This window comes from Pseudomonas sp. TE24901, assembly GCF_054058375.1.
Genome location: NZ_JBSSAF010000023.1, coordinates 50591 through 67117, shown reverse-complemented (window position 1 = coordinate 67117; position 16527 = coordinate 50591). Strand labels below are relative to the sequence as shown.

Annotated in this window: 16 protein-coding genes; 9 read left to right on the top strand and 7 right to left on the bottom strand. The window is 61.9% G+C overall.

The window, feature by feature from the left end; all coding sequences use genetic code 11:
• Positions 1 to 237: 237 nt before the first annotated feature.
• The 5 genes from ACVWVP_RS29805 to ACVWVP_RS29785 all read left to right on the top strand — a co-directional run bounded on the left by ACVWVP_RS29805 (position 238) and on the right by ACVWVP_RS29785 (position 4403).
• A complete protein-coding gene (locus ACVWVP_RS29805; RefSeq protein ID WP_176999237.1) occupies positions 238 to 846 on the top strand; it encodes a LemA family protein in 609 nt (202 codons plus the stop codon).
• Positions 846 to 1577: a TPM domain-containing protein gene (locus ACVWVP_RS29800; RefSeq protein WP_457409632.1), complete on the top strand. Its 732-nt coding sequence runs from the start codon at positions 846 to 848 to the stop codon at positions 1575 to 1577. The genes ACVWVP_RS29805 and ACVWVP_RS29800 overlap by 1 nt, the downstream gene beginning before the upstream one ends.
• Before the next feature lie 28 nt (positions 1578 to 1605).
• A complete protein-coding gene (locus ACVWVP_RS29795; protein ID WP_457409631.1) occupies positions 1606 to 2331 on the top strand; it encodes a TPM domain-containing protein in 726 nt (241 codons plus the stop codon).
• A gap of 31 nt (positions 2332 to 2362) precedes the next feature.
• Positions 2363 to 2980 (top strand): TPM domain-containing protein, encoded by a 618-nt coding sequence (locus ACVWVP_RS29790; protein ID WP_178920955.1) that lies wholly within the window; start codon positions 2363 to 2365, stop codon positions 2978 to 2980.
• A gap of 220 nt (positions 2981 to 3200) precedes the next feature.
• Entirely contained in the window at positions 3201 to 4403 is a 1203-nt protein-coding gene (locus ACVWVP_RS29785; protein WP_178920958.1) for a class I SAM-dependent methyltransferase, read from the top strand.
• A gap of 31 nt (positions 4404 to 4434) precedes the next feature.
• Here the strand turns inward: ACVWVP_RS29785 and ACVWVP_RS29780 are convergent, their stop codons facing one another.
• From ACVWVP_RS29780 to ACVWVP_RS29755, 6 genes are all read right to left on the bottom strand, one after another.
• Positions 4435 to 5334, bottom strand: coding sequence for a DMT family transporter (locus tag ACVWVP_RS29780; protein ID WP_178920960.1), 900 nt, complete (start codon positions 5332 to 5334; stop codon positions 4435 to 4437).
• Positions 5335 to 5585: 251 nt separating this feature from the next.
• The gene (locus tag ACVWVP_RS29775; RefSeq protein ID WP_178920962.1) at positions 5586 to 8144 is read right to left on the bottom strand and encodes a TonB-dependent receptor; all 2559 of its coding nucleotides are present in this window, start codon (positions 8142 to 8144) and stop codon (positions 5586 to 5588) included.
• Positions 8145 to 8273: 129 nt separating this feature from the next.
• Positions 8274 to 9242: a FecR family protein gene (locus ACVWVP_RS29770; protein WP_457409627.1), complete on the bottom strand. Its 969-nt coding sequence runs from the start codon at positions 9240 to 9242 to the stop codon at positions 8274 to 8276.
• On the bottom strand, positions 9239 to 9778 hold the full coding sequence (locus tag ACVWVP_RS29765; protein ID WP_457409625.1) for an RNA polymerase sigma factor: 540 nt from the start codon (positions 9776 to 9778) through the stop codon (positions 9239 to 9241). Before ACVWVP_RS29765 ends, ACVWVP_RS29770 begins: the two co-directional genes overlap by 4 nt.
• A gap of 200 nt (positions 9779 to 9978) precedes the next feature.
• Positions 9979 to 10851, bottom strand: coding sequence for a dihydrodipicolinate synthase family protein (locus tag ACVWVP_RS29760; protein WP_259171747.1), 873 nt, complete (start codon positions 10849 to 10851; stop codon positions 9979 to 9981).
• 27 nt (positions 10852 to 10878) lie between these two features.
• Positions 10879 to 11661 (bottom strand): aldolase, encoded by a 783-nt coding sequence (locus ACVWVP_RS29755; protein WP_178920970.1) that lies wholly within the window; start codon positions 11659 to 11661, stop codon positions 10879 to 10881.
• A 105-nt stretch (positions 11662 to 11766) separates the two neighbouring features.
• Here ACVWVP_RS29755 and ACVWVP_RS29750 point away from each other — a divergent pair, with 105 nt between their 5' ends.
• Positions 11767 to 12294 (top strand): helix-turn-helix domain-containing protein, encoded by a 528-nt coding sequence (locus ACVWVP_RS29750; protein WP_457409621.1) that lies wholly within the window; start codon positions 11767 to 11769, stop codon positions 12292 to 12294.
• Positions 12295 to 12418: 124 nt separating this feature from the next.
• Here the strand turns inward: ACVWVP_RS29750 and ACVWVP_RS29745 are convergent, their stop codons facing one another.
• The gene (locus ACVWVP_RS29745) at positions 12419 to 13435 is read right to left on the bottom strand and encodes a DUF4917 family protein (protein WP_178920974.1); all 1017 of its coding nucleotides are present in this window, start codon (positions 13433 to 13435) and stop codon (positions 12419 to 12421) included.
• Positions 13436 to 13558: 123 nt separating this feature from the next.
• Between ACVWVP_RS29745 and yiaY the strand changes: the two genes are divergently transcribed.
• From yiaY to ACVWVP_RS29730, 3 genes are all read left to right on the top strand, one after another.
• Positions 13559 to 14707: an L-threonine dehydrogenase gene (gene yiaY / locus ACVWVP_RS29740; RefSeq protein ID WP_178920976.1), complete on the top strand. Its 1149-nt coding sequence runs from the start codon at positions 13559 to 13561 to the stop codon at positions 14705 to 14707.
• A 109-nt stretch (positions 14708 to 14816) separates the two neighbouring features.
• Positions 14817 to 15491, top strand: coding sequence for an NAD(P)H-binding protein (locus ACVWVP_RS29735; protein WP_457409620.1), 675 nt, complete (start codon positions 14817 to 14819; stop codon positions 15489 to 15491).
• On the top strand, positions 15491 to 16402 hold the full coding sequence (locus ACVWVP_RS29730) for a LysR family transcriptional regulator (RefSeq protein WP_457409617.1): 912 nt from the start codon (positions 15491 to 15493) through the stop codon (positions 16400 to 16402). Before ACVWVP_RS29735 ends, ACVWVP_RS29730 begins: the two co-directional genes overlap by 1 nt.
• The last annotated feature ends 125 nt before the right edge of the window (positions 16403 to 16527 follow it).

The window sequence follows — 16527 nt, the reverse complement described above, 5'->3', positions numbered from 1 at the left end:
CCTTTCGTGGCGTACTGCGCAGCGACAAAAGGAACGCTGCTCGGCCAAAGTGTTTGGAACATATGTTGTTGTTCGAGTGTTATGTCAGACGAATGCAGCACACATCTGAACTCTGATTCGCGCAGGGCATCTTTTAGCTGATTGGGTCGATGCATGCCAGTCGTGGTGGCGGATTATGCCCCAGGCGCACGATTTACAGGGTTATCAAATTTCACAGCAATGGTTGCGGAGAGACTTATGTCAGTTATTCAAGGATATCGCTGGGGCTTCAAGGCGGCGGCGATGCTGCTGATAGGCGCAGTGTTGAGCGGTTGCGGCATCAACAAGATCCCCACGCTTGACGAACAGGCCAAGGCGGCCTGGGCCCAGGTGCAGAACCAGTACCAACGGCGTGCCGACCTGATCCCCAACCTGGTGGAAGTGGTGAAGGGCTACGCGGCCCATGAACAGGACACCCTCACCGCCGTGATCGAGGCGCGGGCCAAGGCCACGTCGATCCAGGTGGACGCCGGCACCCTGGACAACCCCGAGAAGCTCAAGCAGTTCCAGCAAGCCCAGGACGGCCTGAGCGGTGCACTCAACCGGTTGATGGTGGTGTCCGAGCGCTATCCGGACCTCAAGGCCAACCAGAACTTCCTGGCCTTGCAATCGCAGCTTGAAGGCACCGAAAACCGGATTGCCGTGGCCCGCCGCGACTTTATCCAGGCGGTGCAGGCCTACAACACTGAAATCCGCACCTTCCCAGGCCGCTTGTGGCACAGCGTGATGTACAGCGACTTGCCGATCCGCGCCAACTTCGAAGCCACCAGCGCCGATGCTGATAAAGCGCCGCAAGTGAAGTTCTGATGGGCGCACGGGGCTGGTTGTTCGCCGCCTTGCTGCTGTGCGGTCAGGTGATGGCGGCTGACACCCCGGTGTCGGTCGAGGCCTTGATCGCCGAGCAGTTTGCCCAGCTGGACGGTCGCATCGTCGACCGCGCCGGCCTGCTTGACGCCGCTAGCACAGCGACGCTCAAGCACACGCTGGACAGCCACGAGCAGCAGACCGGCGAGCAGATTGTGGTGGTCACCCTGGACAGCCTGCACGGCAACACCCTGGAAGACTTCGGCTATCAGCTGGGGCGTCACTGGGGTGTGGGCGAAAAGGGCAAGAACAGCGGCGCGTTGTTGATCGTGGTGCCCAAGGCACATCAAGTGCGGATCGAAGTGGGTTATGGCCTGGAAGATCGCCTGACCGATGCCCAGAGTTCGGTGATCATCAATCAGGTGATCATTCCCCCGTTCAAGCAGAACCGCTTTGCTCAGGGGATCACGGCGGGCGTGAACGCCATGGTCCAGGTGCTGGGCGGCAAGCCGGTGCACGGCAAGGTTTCGCACAAGAACTGGGTGGGGTGGATCTTCGGGTTGGCGGCGTTGTTTGTGCTGGTGATCGGTTTTGTGGTGATCAAGTACGGGCGCCGGACCACGCCCTCCGACGATGACGATGACGCCCCGCGCCCAGGCGACAGCGACAAGCGCTCCGATTCTGCCGGTGGCGGTGGCAGCTTCGGTGGCGCAGGGGCGACCGGCAATTGGTAGCCAGGCATTCACAGGCCAAGGGGGCATGATGCGAATGATACGAATGGGCCTGGCGCTGCTGCTGTTGCTCGGTGCCATGACGGCCCAGGCGGCGCTTACCTTTCCGGCATTGACCGGGCGGGTGGTGGACGATGCCCAGATGATCGACCCGGCCACGCGCCAGCAAATAACCCAGCAGTTGCAGGCGCTGGAGCAGGCCTCGGGCGACCAGATCGTGGTGGTCACCGTGCCCAACCTGCAAGGTGCGCCCATTGAAGACTTCGGTTACCAGTTGGGCCGTCAGTGGGGCATCGGTCAGAAGGGCAAGGACAACGGCGCGCTGTTGATCGTCGCCCGGGATGAGCGCAAGTTGCGCATCGAAGTCGGCTATGGCCTTGAAGGCGTGCTGACGGATGCGCAGTCGTGGGTCATCATCAACCAGGTGATCGCGCCCAAGTTCAAGGCCGGCAACTACAGCCAGGGCATCAGCGACGGCGTGGCGGCGATGCTGCAGGTGGTGGGCGGTGACCCCTTGGCGGTGCCGGCGCATGTGGCCGACGCGAACTTTGCCAAGGATAATCCCGGGTTTTCCATCGGCCTGTTCATTCTGCTGATCGGCGTCTTGTGGTTGTGCCATCGCATGGGCCTGCCAGTGGGCGCCATTCTCCTGGCCATCCTCAGCAACAGCGGGCGTGGCGGCGGCGGCGGTGGTGGTGGCGGCTTCCGGGGCGGCGGCGGTGGTTTTGGCGGCGGCGGGGCTTCAGGCGGGTGGTAATGACAATAACGAGAAAAGAGCATCGACAACCATGGCATTACTGACTGAACACGAGCAGCGCCAAGTCGCCGAAGCGATCGCCCGCGTCGAGAAAACCACCGACGCTGAACTGGTGACCGTGCTGGCGGCGCGTGCCGACGACTACGCCTACATCCCGTTGTTGTGGGCCAGCCTGATCGCCCTGGTGGTGCCAGGCGTGGTGCATTACCTGTCCGGCTACCTGACCATGTACACCTTGCTGCTGGCGCAATGGGCGACGTTCATCGTGCTGTGCCTGGTGTTTCGTATGCCGGCGGTCACCACGCGATTGATCCCGCGTTCGGTTCGCCATTGGCGTGCGTCCAACCTGGCGCGGCGCCAGTTCCTGGAGCAGAACCTGCACCACACGCTGGGCAGCACCGGCGTGCTGATTTTCGTCAGCGAGGCCGAGCGGTACGTGGAGATTTTGGTGGATGACGGGATTTCCCAGCGCCTGGATGACAGCAGCTGGGAGGTGATCGTCAAGGCGTTTACCCAGCAGGTGAAGCAGGGGCAGACGCTGGCGGGGTTCATCGCGTGCATCGAGGCCTGTGGCGAACTGCTCAAGGTGCATGTGCCGTTGACGCAGACGCGTAATGAGCTGCCCAACCGGTTAATCGTGTTGGAGTGATCCTGGATATGCGGTTCGAAATGTGGGAGCGGGCTTGCTCGCGAAAGCGGTGTGTCAGTCGATTTATTCATTGACTGGCGCACTGCATTCGCGAGCAAGCCCGCTCCCACATTTGCATGTGTGTTATCCAGACGCAGTACCGTTAGTCAAATAACCCCGTGCCCTCAAGCCCTATCCCCCCTAAAATGCCCGGCATTCCCTGCCCGAGGCGTTTTTGTTCATGTCTGTCACTGTTCAACCGGATCATCACGCCCAGTTCATCGCACTGCTGAGCGACAGCCTTGCGCAGAATGCTTTCATCAAGCTGGTGCTGGCCAAGTACGTCGGTGCCGAAGCCGAGTTGCAGCGGCTGATCATCAAGCAGGTGGTGGTCAAGGAGCAGGCCTGCCTGTCGTTCGTGTACCGCTACAAGACCCGCGACATCACCAAGAACCTGCCCCTGGCTGACGGCGTGGCGGCGATTGCCGAGCTGTTGCCGGCCCAGTTCAAGAACGCGCACCTGTTGTCGCTGACCGATGAAGCCCAGCTGGAATACAGCAAGAAGAACAAAAGCTCGCTGTTCAAAAGCAAGCCGCAGCAGTTGCGCGAAGCGCCGTCGGCAGAGCACAACCGTGAGAAGAACCGCTTTCTCGACCTGAGCCGGCCGTTTCTCGCCGACCTGGGCGTGACCGACGCCAAGCAGGCGCTGATCCCGTCAATGTCGCGCAAGTGGAAGCAGATCAACAAGTTCATCGAGGTGTTCAGCCATGCGCTGACCTCGTCACCGTTGAAGCTGGACCAGCCGGTGCGCGTGGCCGATTTTGGTTCGGGCAAGGGCTACCTGACGTTCGCCATCCACGATTACCTGCGCAACACCCTCAAGGCCGAGGGCGAAGTCACCGGTGTGGAGTTGCGCGAAGACATGGTGACCCTGTGCAACAGCGCCGCTGCGCGCCTGGAGCACCCGGGGCTGGTGTTCAAGTGTGGTGATGTGCGCAGCGTGGCGCCGAGCGAGCTGGACGTGATGATCGCGTTGCACGCCTGTGACATCGCCACCGACTACGCGATCCACACCGGCATCCGTTCCGGTGCGTCGATCATCATGTGCTCGCCGTGCTGCCACAAACAGATCCGCCTGCAGATCCAGAGCCCGGTGCTGCTCAAGCCAATGCTGCAATACGGTTTGCACCTGGGCCAGCAGGCCGAAATGGTTACCGACAGCCTGCGCGCACTGTTTCTCGAAGCCTGTGGCTACGAGACCAAGGTGTTCGAGTTCATCTCGTTGGAACACACCAACAAGAACAAGATGATCCTGGCGGTCAAGCGCGCCGAGCCTGTGGACAACGCGCAGTTGCTGGAGAAAATCCAGGAATTGAAGGCCTTCTACCACATCACCGAGCACTGCCTGGAAACCCTGCTGCGCGCCGACGGTTTCCTGAGCTGAACACACCCCCTGTAGGAGCCCGCTCCCACACTTAGACTGTATTTGGCTTGGGAATCGGGGCTGGCTGCACCGCCGTCTTGCGCCCCAACATCACCGTCACGATCACCCCACACGCAAACAGCCAGGTAATCGGCTCGATATGTTCACCAAAGAACAGCGCCGAAAACGCGATGGTGAAGAAGATCTGCAACAGCTGGATCTGGCTGACCCGCGCAATGCCGCCCATGGCCAGCCCGGCGTACCAGGCAAAGAATCCCAGGAACTGCGAGAACAGCGACACATAGCCGAACGCCCACCATGCGCGCATCGAGATTGCACCTTGATGCTGCGCCGCCAGGTACCACACCGGGCCGATCAACACCGGTGTTGAAAGCACCAACGCCCAGCAGATCACCTGCCAGCCGCCCATTTCCTTGGCCAACCGGCCGCCTTCGGCATAACCCAGGCCACCCACGGCAATCGCGCCGAGCATCAGCAAGTCGCCGGCCTGGATACTGCCGGCACCGGTGATCAACGCGTAGCCGAGTACCAAGGCACTGCCCAGCGCCGCACAGGCCCAGAAGGCCTTGGACGGACGCTCATGGGACAGCCAGGCGGCGTACAGCGCCACGCACAGCGGTTGCAGGCCGTTGACCAGTGCACCATGGGACGCCGGCAGGGTTTGCATGGCCCAGGCCGACAACACCGGAAAGCCCAGGATCACACCGGCAATCACCAGGCACAGCCCGCGCACCTGGCGCCAGGTCGGCCAGCGTTCACGGCGCCACAGCAGCAACGCCGCCGCCGGGATCGCCGCGAACAGCGCACGGCCCAGGCCGTTGAGCAACGGGTGGATTTCCTGCACGACGATGCGCGTGAACGGCAAGGTCAGGCTGAAGATAATGACGCCCAGCAGGCCGAGGGCCATGCCGGTGTTTTCGCGCGAGCTCATGGTGAGGGGACCGGGATCAAGAGGGCTTCAAGGGAAGCCCATCTAGCCACAACCCCCGGCAAACGCGGGCCTACAGCTGGTGGTTGATTTATCCGTACAGTTTCAAAAACTGCTCGGTTCTTACAAGAGGTTTGTGCCGCGCCGAAGATCCACTGTAGGAGCTGGCTTGCCGGCGATGCAGACACCTCGGTGTATCAGTTGGACCGAGGAGATGCTATCGCTGGCAAGCCAGCTCCTACAGGTGTGCGGGTTTAGAAGAAGCGCGTGACGCTGATCTTGGCATCGCGGCCTTTGGTGTAGGCACGGTCGCCGCTCAGGGCAGGGCGGAAGTTGTTGTTGAACAGGTTGTCGATGGTGAAGTTCACCTCGGTGCCCTTGAGGTAGGCCTGCTGCGGTTTCCATTTGGCGAACAGGCCCTGGGTGTTGTAGCGCTTGTTGCCGTACTGGTCGTAGAACAGGTCGCCGACGCTGCTGCCCGGGCCGCCGGAATAGGTGTCGCTGGGCAGGCGTTTGGTGGCGCCGATGAACTGGCCCATCCAGCCTACCTGCGCGTCCAACGCCGGGATGTTGGTGCCGAACACCAGCACCCATTTGGTCGGCGGAATATCCCGCGCGGCCACATCCGGCCCCCAGGGGTTGGTGTAGGCGCCTTCGTGATCGCCCTTGGCGTAGGCGAACGACGCCGAGCCGAACAGGTAGGTGGAGTTGTAGAACGTTTCCAGCTCAAAGCCCTTGATGGTCAGCCCACCGATGTTGCGGTAGTTGGACATCGCGCCGGGTGGGCAGGCGCTGGAGATGGTGCCGCCGTTGATGGCCTGGTTCTGGCAGCCGACGCCGGTGGCCTTGAAGATTTCGTCTTCGACCTTGTTGTGGAAGAAGGTGGTGCGCACTTGCAGGTTGTCGTCCCGGGTGATCAGGTTGTCGAAGCTGCTGACGCTGCCCACGCTGATCGAGGTGATGCGTTCCGGGTCGAGGTCGACGCTGGTGGCGGTGCGACTGCCCAGGCCCTGCACTTCGTATTGCTCGTCGATCACCGGGGCACGCCAGGTCTGGCTCCAGTTGGCGAACAGGCCCAGGTTCGGGTTGACGGTCCAGAACAGCGCCAGGCGTGGCGACCAACCGGTGTAGGTGCGGTCGCTGTAGTCGTGGCCGACGGCCGGGTCCGGGTTGTTGTAGTACGGCGCGTCGTTGCCTTCGCCACGGTTACGCACGTGGTCATAGCGCAGGGACGGCGTGATGGTCACATCGCCGAGAGTCACCGCGTCCTGGATAAAGAAGCTGTTGGTATCGACCTTGCCGTGGGGCATGAAGCCTGGCTGGAAGTGCCCATAGTTGTAGCGCGGGGTGTTGTAGGTGGCGCCGGGCATCCACATCTCGGTTTCGCGGATGTGCTTGCGGATCTGACCGCCGACAGTGACGGCGTGTTGCAAGGAGCCGGTGTCGAACAGGCTGACGTTACGGACATCGAGGTTCTTGTCAGTGTAGGACGTGTCCATCTTGCGTCCACCGGTGGCCAGTTGGAAAAACGCGGTGGCGTCGCGCTCGTCGGTCTGGTCGGTGTTGGACTGCGAATATTTGACGGTCAGGTCCACCAGCGGGTTGTCCACCGGGGTGAATTCATATTTGCCCGACCAGGTGGTGTCGACGGTGTCGCGATGGGCCAGAAAACGCTTCAATGCCCCTTCGTAGCCGTAGCGGTCGATGTTGGCCTGGGTGGGTGGCGTCGGGTAGCTGGCGGCGGAGAATGGCGTCCAGCGATTGCTGTGGGAGCGCGAATAAGACAGGCCGACGCTGTGTTCATCGGTGAGATGGGCGTTGACCTTGAACAGCTTGCCGTCCACATCCTGGGCGGTGTTGGGCAGGCGCTTGGGGTTGATCGGGTACTGGTTGTTCTCGTTGGGCAGTTCGGCGGCCACCTTCATGTCGCCACCGTCTCGTTGGGTCAGGTAGGCGAGGGCGTCAAAGCGGCCGTCGTCGGTACGCCCATACACCGCGCCGCTGTAGACCTGTTCGTGGTCGTTGCTGGAGTAACCGTACTTGAGCATGGCACCACTGTTGCGGCCGTCCTTGAGCAAGTCGGGCGCATCCTTGGTGGTCATGTTGACCGTGCCGCCAAACCCGCCATTGCCGGTGAAGGGTGAGTTGGGGCCTTTCTCCACTTCAATGCTCTTGATCAGTTCGGGCTCGATGAACACGGTGCCTTGCTGGTAGCGCTCGAAGCCGCTCTTGGTGGCGCCGTCGACGGTCAACGGCACGTCTTCGGCATCGCCGAAACCCCGGATGTTGATGGTCTGGCCACCGGGCTTGAGCGAGCCGCCCTGGCTGACACCGGGCAAGGTCTGCAACAGGCTGGGAATGTTGTTGGACTGGTAGCGGTCGATGTCTTCCTGGGTCAGGGTCGAGCGGCCGACGGTGCTGGAGTTCACCTCCGTGCCGGTGCCGATCACGCTCAGGGCGTCCAGTTGGATCGCGCCACTGTTGGTGGTTTTGCCTTCATCAGGGCGTACTACGTAGGTGGTGCCGACTTTGATCAAGGTGAACTCGCCGTTCTTCAGCAGGGTGCGAATCGCCACTTCCGGGGTGAACTCGCCATTGAGCGCCGGCGCCTGCACGTTCTTGAGCAGGGTTTCATCGAACAACAGCTGGATTTTCGCCTGTTGCGCCACTTGGCTCAGGGACGTCGCCAGCGGCTGGGCGGGCAGTTGCAGCGTGAGCGACTCGGCCTGGGCGCTGAGGCTGAATGCCAGGCAGGTGGCGATGATCGACGGTCGAAGAAACAGGTGTGAAACGTGGCAAGGCGCGCGAAACATGAAATCCCCCGGTGTGGCCAAACGGCCAAAAAGGCGTGCGTATCAAACGCAGACGGGGGGAAGACGGGGCAGGCAAAAAAATCCACACATGCGAATGCAAAATATTCTCAAGTGCGATGTTTTGCGGGGTTACTTGCTCGGTTCGATCCGTACGATGCCATCCGCTGACGGCACGGTTTTCACCGGAAGCAGGGCGGGCAGGGCGTTGAGCAAGGCGTCCGGGTCATTGACATCCAGGTTGCCCGACACCTTCAACTGCGCCACCGCGCGGCTCACCTGCAGCGGTGCCTGGGGGCGGTACAGGCTCAATTCGTCGATCAGGCTGGCCAGTTCGCGATTGCGAAACGTGAGGTGCCCGCTGCGCCAGTCGGCGACTTCTTCGGCGTTCAGGCTTTGCTGCTGCAACGTGCCCTTGGCATAGCTGTAGGTGGCGCGCTGCTGGGCGCCGAGCAAGGTTACCGGGCTCTTGGGGTCTGGCTCGAAGGCCACCTGCCCGTGGGCCACGCTCACCACCAGTTGCTGCTGGCTGCGGCGCACATCGAAACCGGTGCCCACCACCCGCACATTCGCCTCGCCGGCCTGCACGTAGAGGGGCCGCTCCTTGTCGGCGGCCACCTCGATATACACCTGGCCTTTGTCCAGATGAACGATGCGCTGGTGGGCGGTGAAGTCTATCCGCACCCGCGTATTGGCATTCACATACAAGGTGCTGCCATCGGGCAGGTTCAGGGTGCGCATGCCTTTGGCATGGGCGGCCACTTGGCTGTGGTACAGCGCACGCGGGGCGTCGATAGCGCTGGCCATCACGGCGCAGACCAGGGCTGCGGCCACGGCCAGGGCAGGGCGCCACACCGACGGTTTGCGCTTGGGCAGCGCCACGGGTTTGTTCAGTTGCTGCAACTGGGCGAGGTCTGCCCACAGTTGTTCGAATTCGGCATAGGCGCGGGCATGGGCAGGCTCCGCTTGCCAGGCGGCAAAGGCTTTGCGGTCGGCACGCCCCGCCTCGTTGCGGTTGCGGGCAAACCAGCTGGCGGCTTGGGCATCGATGGAGTCGCTCTGCTCGATGTCCAGGGCGTCGATGTCGCTCAGGCGGTTCATTCGGGCTGCTCCGTGCCGGGTTCGTTTTGAAGGCGTCGCTTGCAGTGCAGCAGGGCAAAGGCGATGTGCTTTTCCACCATGCTGATCGAAATGCCCATGCGCTCGGCGATCTGTGCCTGGCTCAAGCCTTCGAAGCGGTGCAGCATAAGGGCTTCTCGCCTTCGGGGCGAGAGTTCGGCGAGGACTTCTTTCAACTGTTCCAGGCGTTGCAAGCGTTGCGCGGCGGCCATGGGATCGTTTTGCTCATCGGTGACCGGCTCGGTGTCCATGTCGGCCGGGTCTGAGTGGACGGTCTGCCGTACCTTCTGCTTGCGCCAGTGATCACGCAGCAGGTTGCGCGCCATCTGGAACAGAAACGCCCGTGGCTGCTCGACTTTGGCCCGGTCGCGGTAGTCCAGCCATTGGGTGAAGACATCCTGGGTCATGTCCGCGGCGTCGCTGGCGTTGTCCGTGCGTTTGCGCAGGAAATACAGGATATCTGTATAGAACCCGCGAAAGGCATCGGCCGACAACGGGTCGGGCTTGGGACGAGACATGGGGATCCTTCTTGAGGAAGCACGACGTAGAAAAGTCGTGAATGGTATCGAGAACCATTGTCATTTGTCTCTATTTTACGGATGTACACAAGAAAAAATGTGGGAGCGGGGTTGCTCGCGAAAGCGGTGTGTCAGTCGATTTATCCATTGACTGGCGCACTGCATTCGCGAGCAAGCCCGCTCCCACAGGGGATTGTGGGTTAGCGCAGCAATGTTTTCAGCTGCTCGATCGCCGCTTCACCCAGCGGGAAAACCGGCAACCGTGGATCACCCACTTCCAGCCCCGTCAAACGCAAACCCGCCTTGATCGTCGCCGGCAACCCACCTTTGAGGATGAACTCCAGCAACGGCAACTGGCGATAAAACAGTTCCCGCGCCTTGGCCAGGTCATTGGCCAATACCGCCTCATACAACGCCAGATTGAGTTGCGGGATCAGGTTCGGCGCTGCCGTGCACCAGCCCTTGGCACCTGCCGCGAAGGCTTCCAGCGCCAGCGGGTTGCAGCCGTTGTAGAACGGCACGTCCGTCTGGCGATGCAACTGGTGCATGCGCTGAACATCCCCGGTGCTTTCCTTGACCATGGTCACGTTGGCCACCTGCTTGATGATGCGCAGGATCAGCTCCACCGACATGTCCGTGCCACTGGTGGCCGGGTTGTTGTAGAGCATGATCGGCACGCCGATGCTGTCACCAATAGCCGCGTAGTGGGCGAGGATTTCCGCTTCACTGAGCTTCCAGTAAGACGCCGGCAGCACCATCACCACGTCGGCGCCGTTGGCTTCGGCGTAACGGGCGCGGCGCACGGCCTTGGCGGTGGTCAGGTCGGACACGCTGACGATGGTCGGCACGCGCCGGGCGATCTTGGCCAGGCTGTAGGCGCTCACTTCGTCCCACTCGGCGTCGCTCAAATACGCGCCTTCGCCGGTGCTGCCCAGGGGCGCGATGGCGTGCACGCCGCTGTCGATCAAGCGGTCGATGGAACGGCCCAGGGCGTCAAGGTCGATGCGCTGGCCGTCGGCGCTGAACGGGGTGATGGTATAGCCGATGATGCCGTGAATCGTTGGGCTGGACATAAACAGTCTCCGGTCAAAAAGGGGCAATCAGTTCAGGCAATCGGCGTGTTGGCGCAGGTTCTGCCGGGCGTAGTAATTGAACGCAGCGCCGAAGCGCTTGGGCTTGGAGATCCAGTCATGGGCCTCGCGCCCGAGCTCTGGCAGGATCGGCTTGATCGTGCCGGCGGCCATCGCCAGCAACTGCAACTTGGCTGCGCGTTCGATCAACTGCGCGATCACACAGGCCTCCTCGATGCTCGCCCCGGTGGACAACTGGCCGTGGTGCGAAAGCAGGATGGCGCGTTTGTCGCCCAGTGCCGCCGTGATGATTTCCCCCTCTTCATTGCCCACCGGCACGCCGGGCCAGGCTTCCAGGAACGCGCAATCCTCGTACAACGGGCAGAGGTCCATGTGGGACACCTGCAGCGGCACTTCCAGCATCGACAGTGCCGCGATATGGGTAGGGTGGGTGTGGATGATGCAATTCACATCCGGCCGCCCACGGTACACCCAGGTGTGAAAACGGTTGGCCGGGTTGGGAATGCCATGGCCTTCCAACACTTCCAGGTCTTCGTTGACCAGCAACAGGTTGCTGGCGGTGATCTCATCAAAGCCCAGGCCCAATTGCTGGGTGTAATAGGTGCCAGGCTGCGGCCCACGCGCGGTGATCTGCCCGGCCAGACCGGAATCGTGACCGTGCTCGAACAGGATGCGACACGTGAGCGCCAGCTTTTGCCGGTCGGTCCACGTATTATCCGCCAGGGTGTTTTGCATCTGGATCAGCGCCTGCTTGACCAGTTGGTCTTTGGGGAGTGCTAATGTCTTGGCCATATCGGGTGCCCTCGGTGGCTGCAAATGACACTAACGATGCTATATGACACTTTGTGTCATTGGCAAGCATGGCTCTTGCCTTTCTGCAGGGATTAACCGCAGCACATGTCTATCCGTTTGAAACTATTGAGAAAAAAACTTGGCGTGACCCTGGAAGCCCTGGCTGAAAAATCCGGGATGACCAAGAGTTACCTGTCCAAGGTCGAGCGCGGGCTCAATACGCCGTCGATTGCCGCCGCGCTGAAGCTGGCCAAGGCCTTGAACGTGAAGGTCGAAGAGCTGTTCAGCGAAGACAGCGTCAGCCTCGACAGCTACAGTCTGGTGCGCAGCCACGAGCGCCCGGACACCTCGCCGGGTTACGCGGTGTTGGCCCATCAGGTCAGCGAGCGCAGCCTGCTGCCGTTCATCATCTACCCGCCGGCGGAGTTCACCGACAAGACCTTCAAGGAGCACGTGGGGGAAGAGTTTCTGTTCGTGCATGAAGGCCGGGTGGAGGTGGACTTCATGAACGAGCGGGTGATTCTGGAACGCGGTGATGCGCTGCATTTCAATGCGCAGAAGCCCCATCGGCTGCGTTCGGTGGGCGATGTGCAGGCGCAGCTGTTGGTCGTGGTGCACAGCTCGGAAGAATGACCACGATGCAGGATTGAAATAGGGGCCAGTGTGGGAGCGGGCTTGCTCGCGAATGCGGTGGGTCAGTACCTGATTTATTAACTGATCCACCGCATTCGCGAGCAAGCCCGCTCCCACATTTTGATCAGCGTTCGACAGGCACTGACAGCGCTGAATTGCCCAACGGATGCGTGCGCGCCGCGAAGAACTTCAGTTCCACGCCAGTCCCATCGAACAACGCCGAATACCGCCGTTTCTGCTGACGAATAAACCCGTCACTGCGCCCCGACACCGAAATCGCCAGGGTCGATACATTCGCCTGGCGAATCGCGTCCACCAGGTGCTTGTCCTGCGCGCCCAGCTCATGGCCGAAGATGCACAGCGCACCCTCATGGGTCAGCAATTGTTCATAACAGAACGACAGGTAATCCGAGCTGCGGATGGTCTTGAGCTTCTCTTCAACCTTGCCCTCGCTGACAAACAGCGGCACATCGTCCAGGGTCTTGAGCGTGTTGTTGATGGCAAAACTGCTGAGCAGGGTGCTGTCGGTGGACGGCAATTTGCGTGCGGTGCCGTCGAGGTTGCGCACCAGGTGCAGGCCGCCGTGCAGGTAGAGGATGCGCGTCGCCTCGGTGCGGGTGTTGCGCAGGTCGAAGCTGGCGTCGGCGCTGCCGAACAGGTCGTCGATGCCCGGGGTGTGCAGGATCGCCCAGTAGTTGAGCAAGTCGTAGTTGCTGGTGAATACCGTGGCGTAGCTCGCCAGTTCAGCGTTGATCGTCGCCAATGTCGACGGCTGCACCAGGCGCCAGGGGATGTGCACGCTGTGGATGGTATTGATCAGCGCTTCCTTGATCGCATAGTAGCGATTGCGCGGCGCCGCCGAGCTGACGGCCAGGGCCTTGTTGACCCGGCTGGTGGTTTTCAGCGCACCCAGGGCTTGCTCGAAACTACGGGTTTGCAGGGCGTCGAACACGCTGAGTTCGGACTGGCTCAGGGGTTTTTCTTCGACGGTGCGCGCGTTTTCGAACAGCGAGTCGTAGGCAAAGTCTTCCCAGATCGTACGGCTTGCGCCGTTGCCGATCAGAATCGCGCTGAAGTCGACGGCGCTGCGCAGCGCATTCCAGTCGTCTAGGTGGGCGTCAATATCCTGGAAATCCTTCATTGCGGCGGGTCTACTCGAAATCGGCTGGGCGGTGACTTTATCACGAGCGGGCGTTGATCCTGATCAAGATACGCCGCGCGGTAGAGGTGGATTCTGTTGGCATAACGCCTCTGAGGATTGACCATGAGCAGCACCTTCTTCATCCCCGCCGTCAACATCATGGGCATCGACTGCCTCGACGAAGCCATGACCGCCATCCGCAACTATGGTTTTCGCAAGGCGCTGATCGTCACGGATGCGGGCCTGGCCAAGGCCGGCGTTGCCAGCATGATTGCCGAGAAACTGGCCATGCAGGACATCGACTCAGTGATCTACGACGGCGCCAAACCCAACCCCACGGTTGAGAACGTCGAGAACGGCCTGGCGCTGTTGCAGCAGAGCGCCTGTGATTGCGTGGTGTCCCTGGGCGGCGGTTCGCCCCATGACTGCGCCAAGGGCATCGCCCTGTGCGCCACCAACGGCGGGCACATCGGCGACTACGAAGGGGTCGATCAATCGAGCAAGCCGCAACTGCCGCTGGTGGCCATCAACACCACGGCCGGCACCGCCAGCGAGATGACCCGTTTCTGCATCATCACCGACCAAACCCGCCACGTGAAAATGGCCATTGTCGACCGCAACGTCACGCCGCTGCTGTCGGTCAACGACCCGGCGCTGATGGTCGGCATGCCCAAGGGCCTCACCGCCGCCACCGGTATGGACGCCCTGACTCACGCCATCGAGGCCTACGTGTCCACCGCCGCCACGCCGATCACCGACGCCTGTGCGATCAAGGCCATCGAGCTGATCAGCGCCAACCTGCGCCTGGCGGTCCGCGATGGCAGCGATCAGGCGGCGCGGGAAAACATGGCCTACGCGCAATTCCTGGCAGGCATGGCCTTCAACAACGCGTCCCTGGGTTTCGTGCACGCCATGGCTCATCAACTGGGCGGCCTGTATGACCTGCCCCACGGCGTGTGTAACGCGGTGTTGCTGCCCCATGTGCAAAGCTTCAACGCCAGCGTCAGCGCCAAACGCTTGAGCGATGTGGCGCGCGCACTGGGCGCCGACATCAAGGGCCGCACCCCGGAAGAGGGCGCGCAAGCCGCCATCGCCGCGATCCGCAGCTTGTCCCACGACGTCGAGATCCCGGCCGGCCTGCGGGAACTGGGGGCCAAATTGCAGGACATTCCCCTGCTCGCCACCAATGCCTTGAAGGACGCCTGCGGGTTGACCAACCCACGGCGCGCCGATCAGCGTCAGATCGAGGAGATCTTTCGCAGCGCGTTCTGAGCCGGGCAGTGGCAAGCTGCAAGCGTTAAGCTACAAGCTGGTAAGGTGTGAATCTCGCACTGCATTCAACTTGAGCATGAAGCTTGCGGCTTGCCGCTGAGGTCCCCCTATGAGAGTTCTGCTATTCGGCGCCACCGGCATGGTCGGCCAAGGCGTGCTGCGTGAGTGCCTGTTGGCCGCCGATGTCCAGGAAGTCGTCGCCGTCGGCCGCACGCCGTTGACCCAGCAACACGGCAAGCTGCATCAGGTGTTGCACAGCGACATGCTGGATTTCCAGCCACTGGAAAACCTGCTGCAAGGCTTCGACGCCTGCTTCTTCTGCCTTGGCGTTTCTTCGGCGGGGATGAACGAGATCAAGTACACCCACCTCACCTATGACCTCACGCTGGTCGCGGCCAGCACTCTGGCGCGGCTCAATCCGCAGATGACGTTTATCTACGTGTCCGGCGCTGGCACCGACAGTTCCGAAGCCGGCAAGTCGATGTGGGCGCGGGTCAAGGGCAAGACCGAGAACGCCTTGCTGCGCCTGCCGTTCAAGGCGATGTACCTGTTTCGGCCGGGGGTGATCCAGCCGTTGCATGGCGTGCGTTCCAAAACGCCGTTGTACCAGTCGTTCTATACCGTGCTCGGGCCGTTGCTGTCGTTCTTTCGCCGGATCAAACCGGATTGGGTAGTGAGCACCGAGACCGTCGGCCGGGCGATGTTGCAGGCGGCGAGCGTGGGGGCGCCGCAGCCGGTGGTGGAACAGGCCGGGATTAATCGCTTGGCTGACGAGCGTCACTGATGTTGCACAAAAGCCTGGTGCGCCGGCTGGACCTGATCACTTTGCAACTGTTCGTCGCGGTCTACGAGGAGGGCACCTTGACCCGTGCCGCCAACCGCGAAGCCATTGCCGTGTCGGCGGCCAGCAAGCGCTTGATGGAGCTGGAGCAAGTGCTGGGTGTGAGCCTGTTCGTGCGCCGTGCCAAAGGCATGGACCTGACCGCCGCCGGGGAAACCCTGTTGCACCACGCCCGGCAGATGTTGTTCAACGTCGAAAAAATGGGCCTGGAGCTGGGCGAGCACAGCCACGGCGTGCGCGGTTATGTGCGGATGCTGGCCAACCTGTCGGCGATCATTCAGTTTCTTCCTGAAGATTTACGGGATTTTTCCCAGCTGCACCCCGAAGTGAAAACCGATCTGGAAGAGCGCCCCAGCAACGGCGTGGTGCAAGGCGTGCTCGATGGCGTGGCCGACCTGGGCATCTGCTCCAGTGACACCGACACCAAAGGCTTGCCCGGCGTGACCTACCGTCTCGACAAACTGGTGGTGCTGATGCCCGCCGATCATCCGCTGGCCACGCGCGACAGCCTGGCGTTCGCCGAGACCCTGGACAGCGATTATGTCGGCTTGCACGCCGCCAGTTCGATCAACATGCGCACCCACGCCGCCGCGCGCGAGGCGGGCAAGATGCTGCGCCTGCGCATTCATGTGCCGGGGTTTGATGCGATGTGCCGGATGGTCCAGGCGAACATGGGCATTGGCATCCTGCCGCACAAGGCCTATGAATTGTTCGGCCGGGCGCTGGGCCTGCACGCGGTGCCGTTGACGGATGCCTGGTCGGATCGCAGCCTGATCCTGGTGGTGCGCGATGAGGCGCAACTGTCGCCAGTCAGTCGCCTGCTTTTCGACTACTTGCGCAAGGCGCTGGTGTAACTGAAACCCTGTCGGCCTCATCGCGGGCAAGCCCGGCTCCCACAGGGGAATGCGGTTATCTGTAGGAGCCCGGCTTGCCGGCGATGGCGGCCTCGAAACCGGCGCAAACCTTGAGACAGCCATCG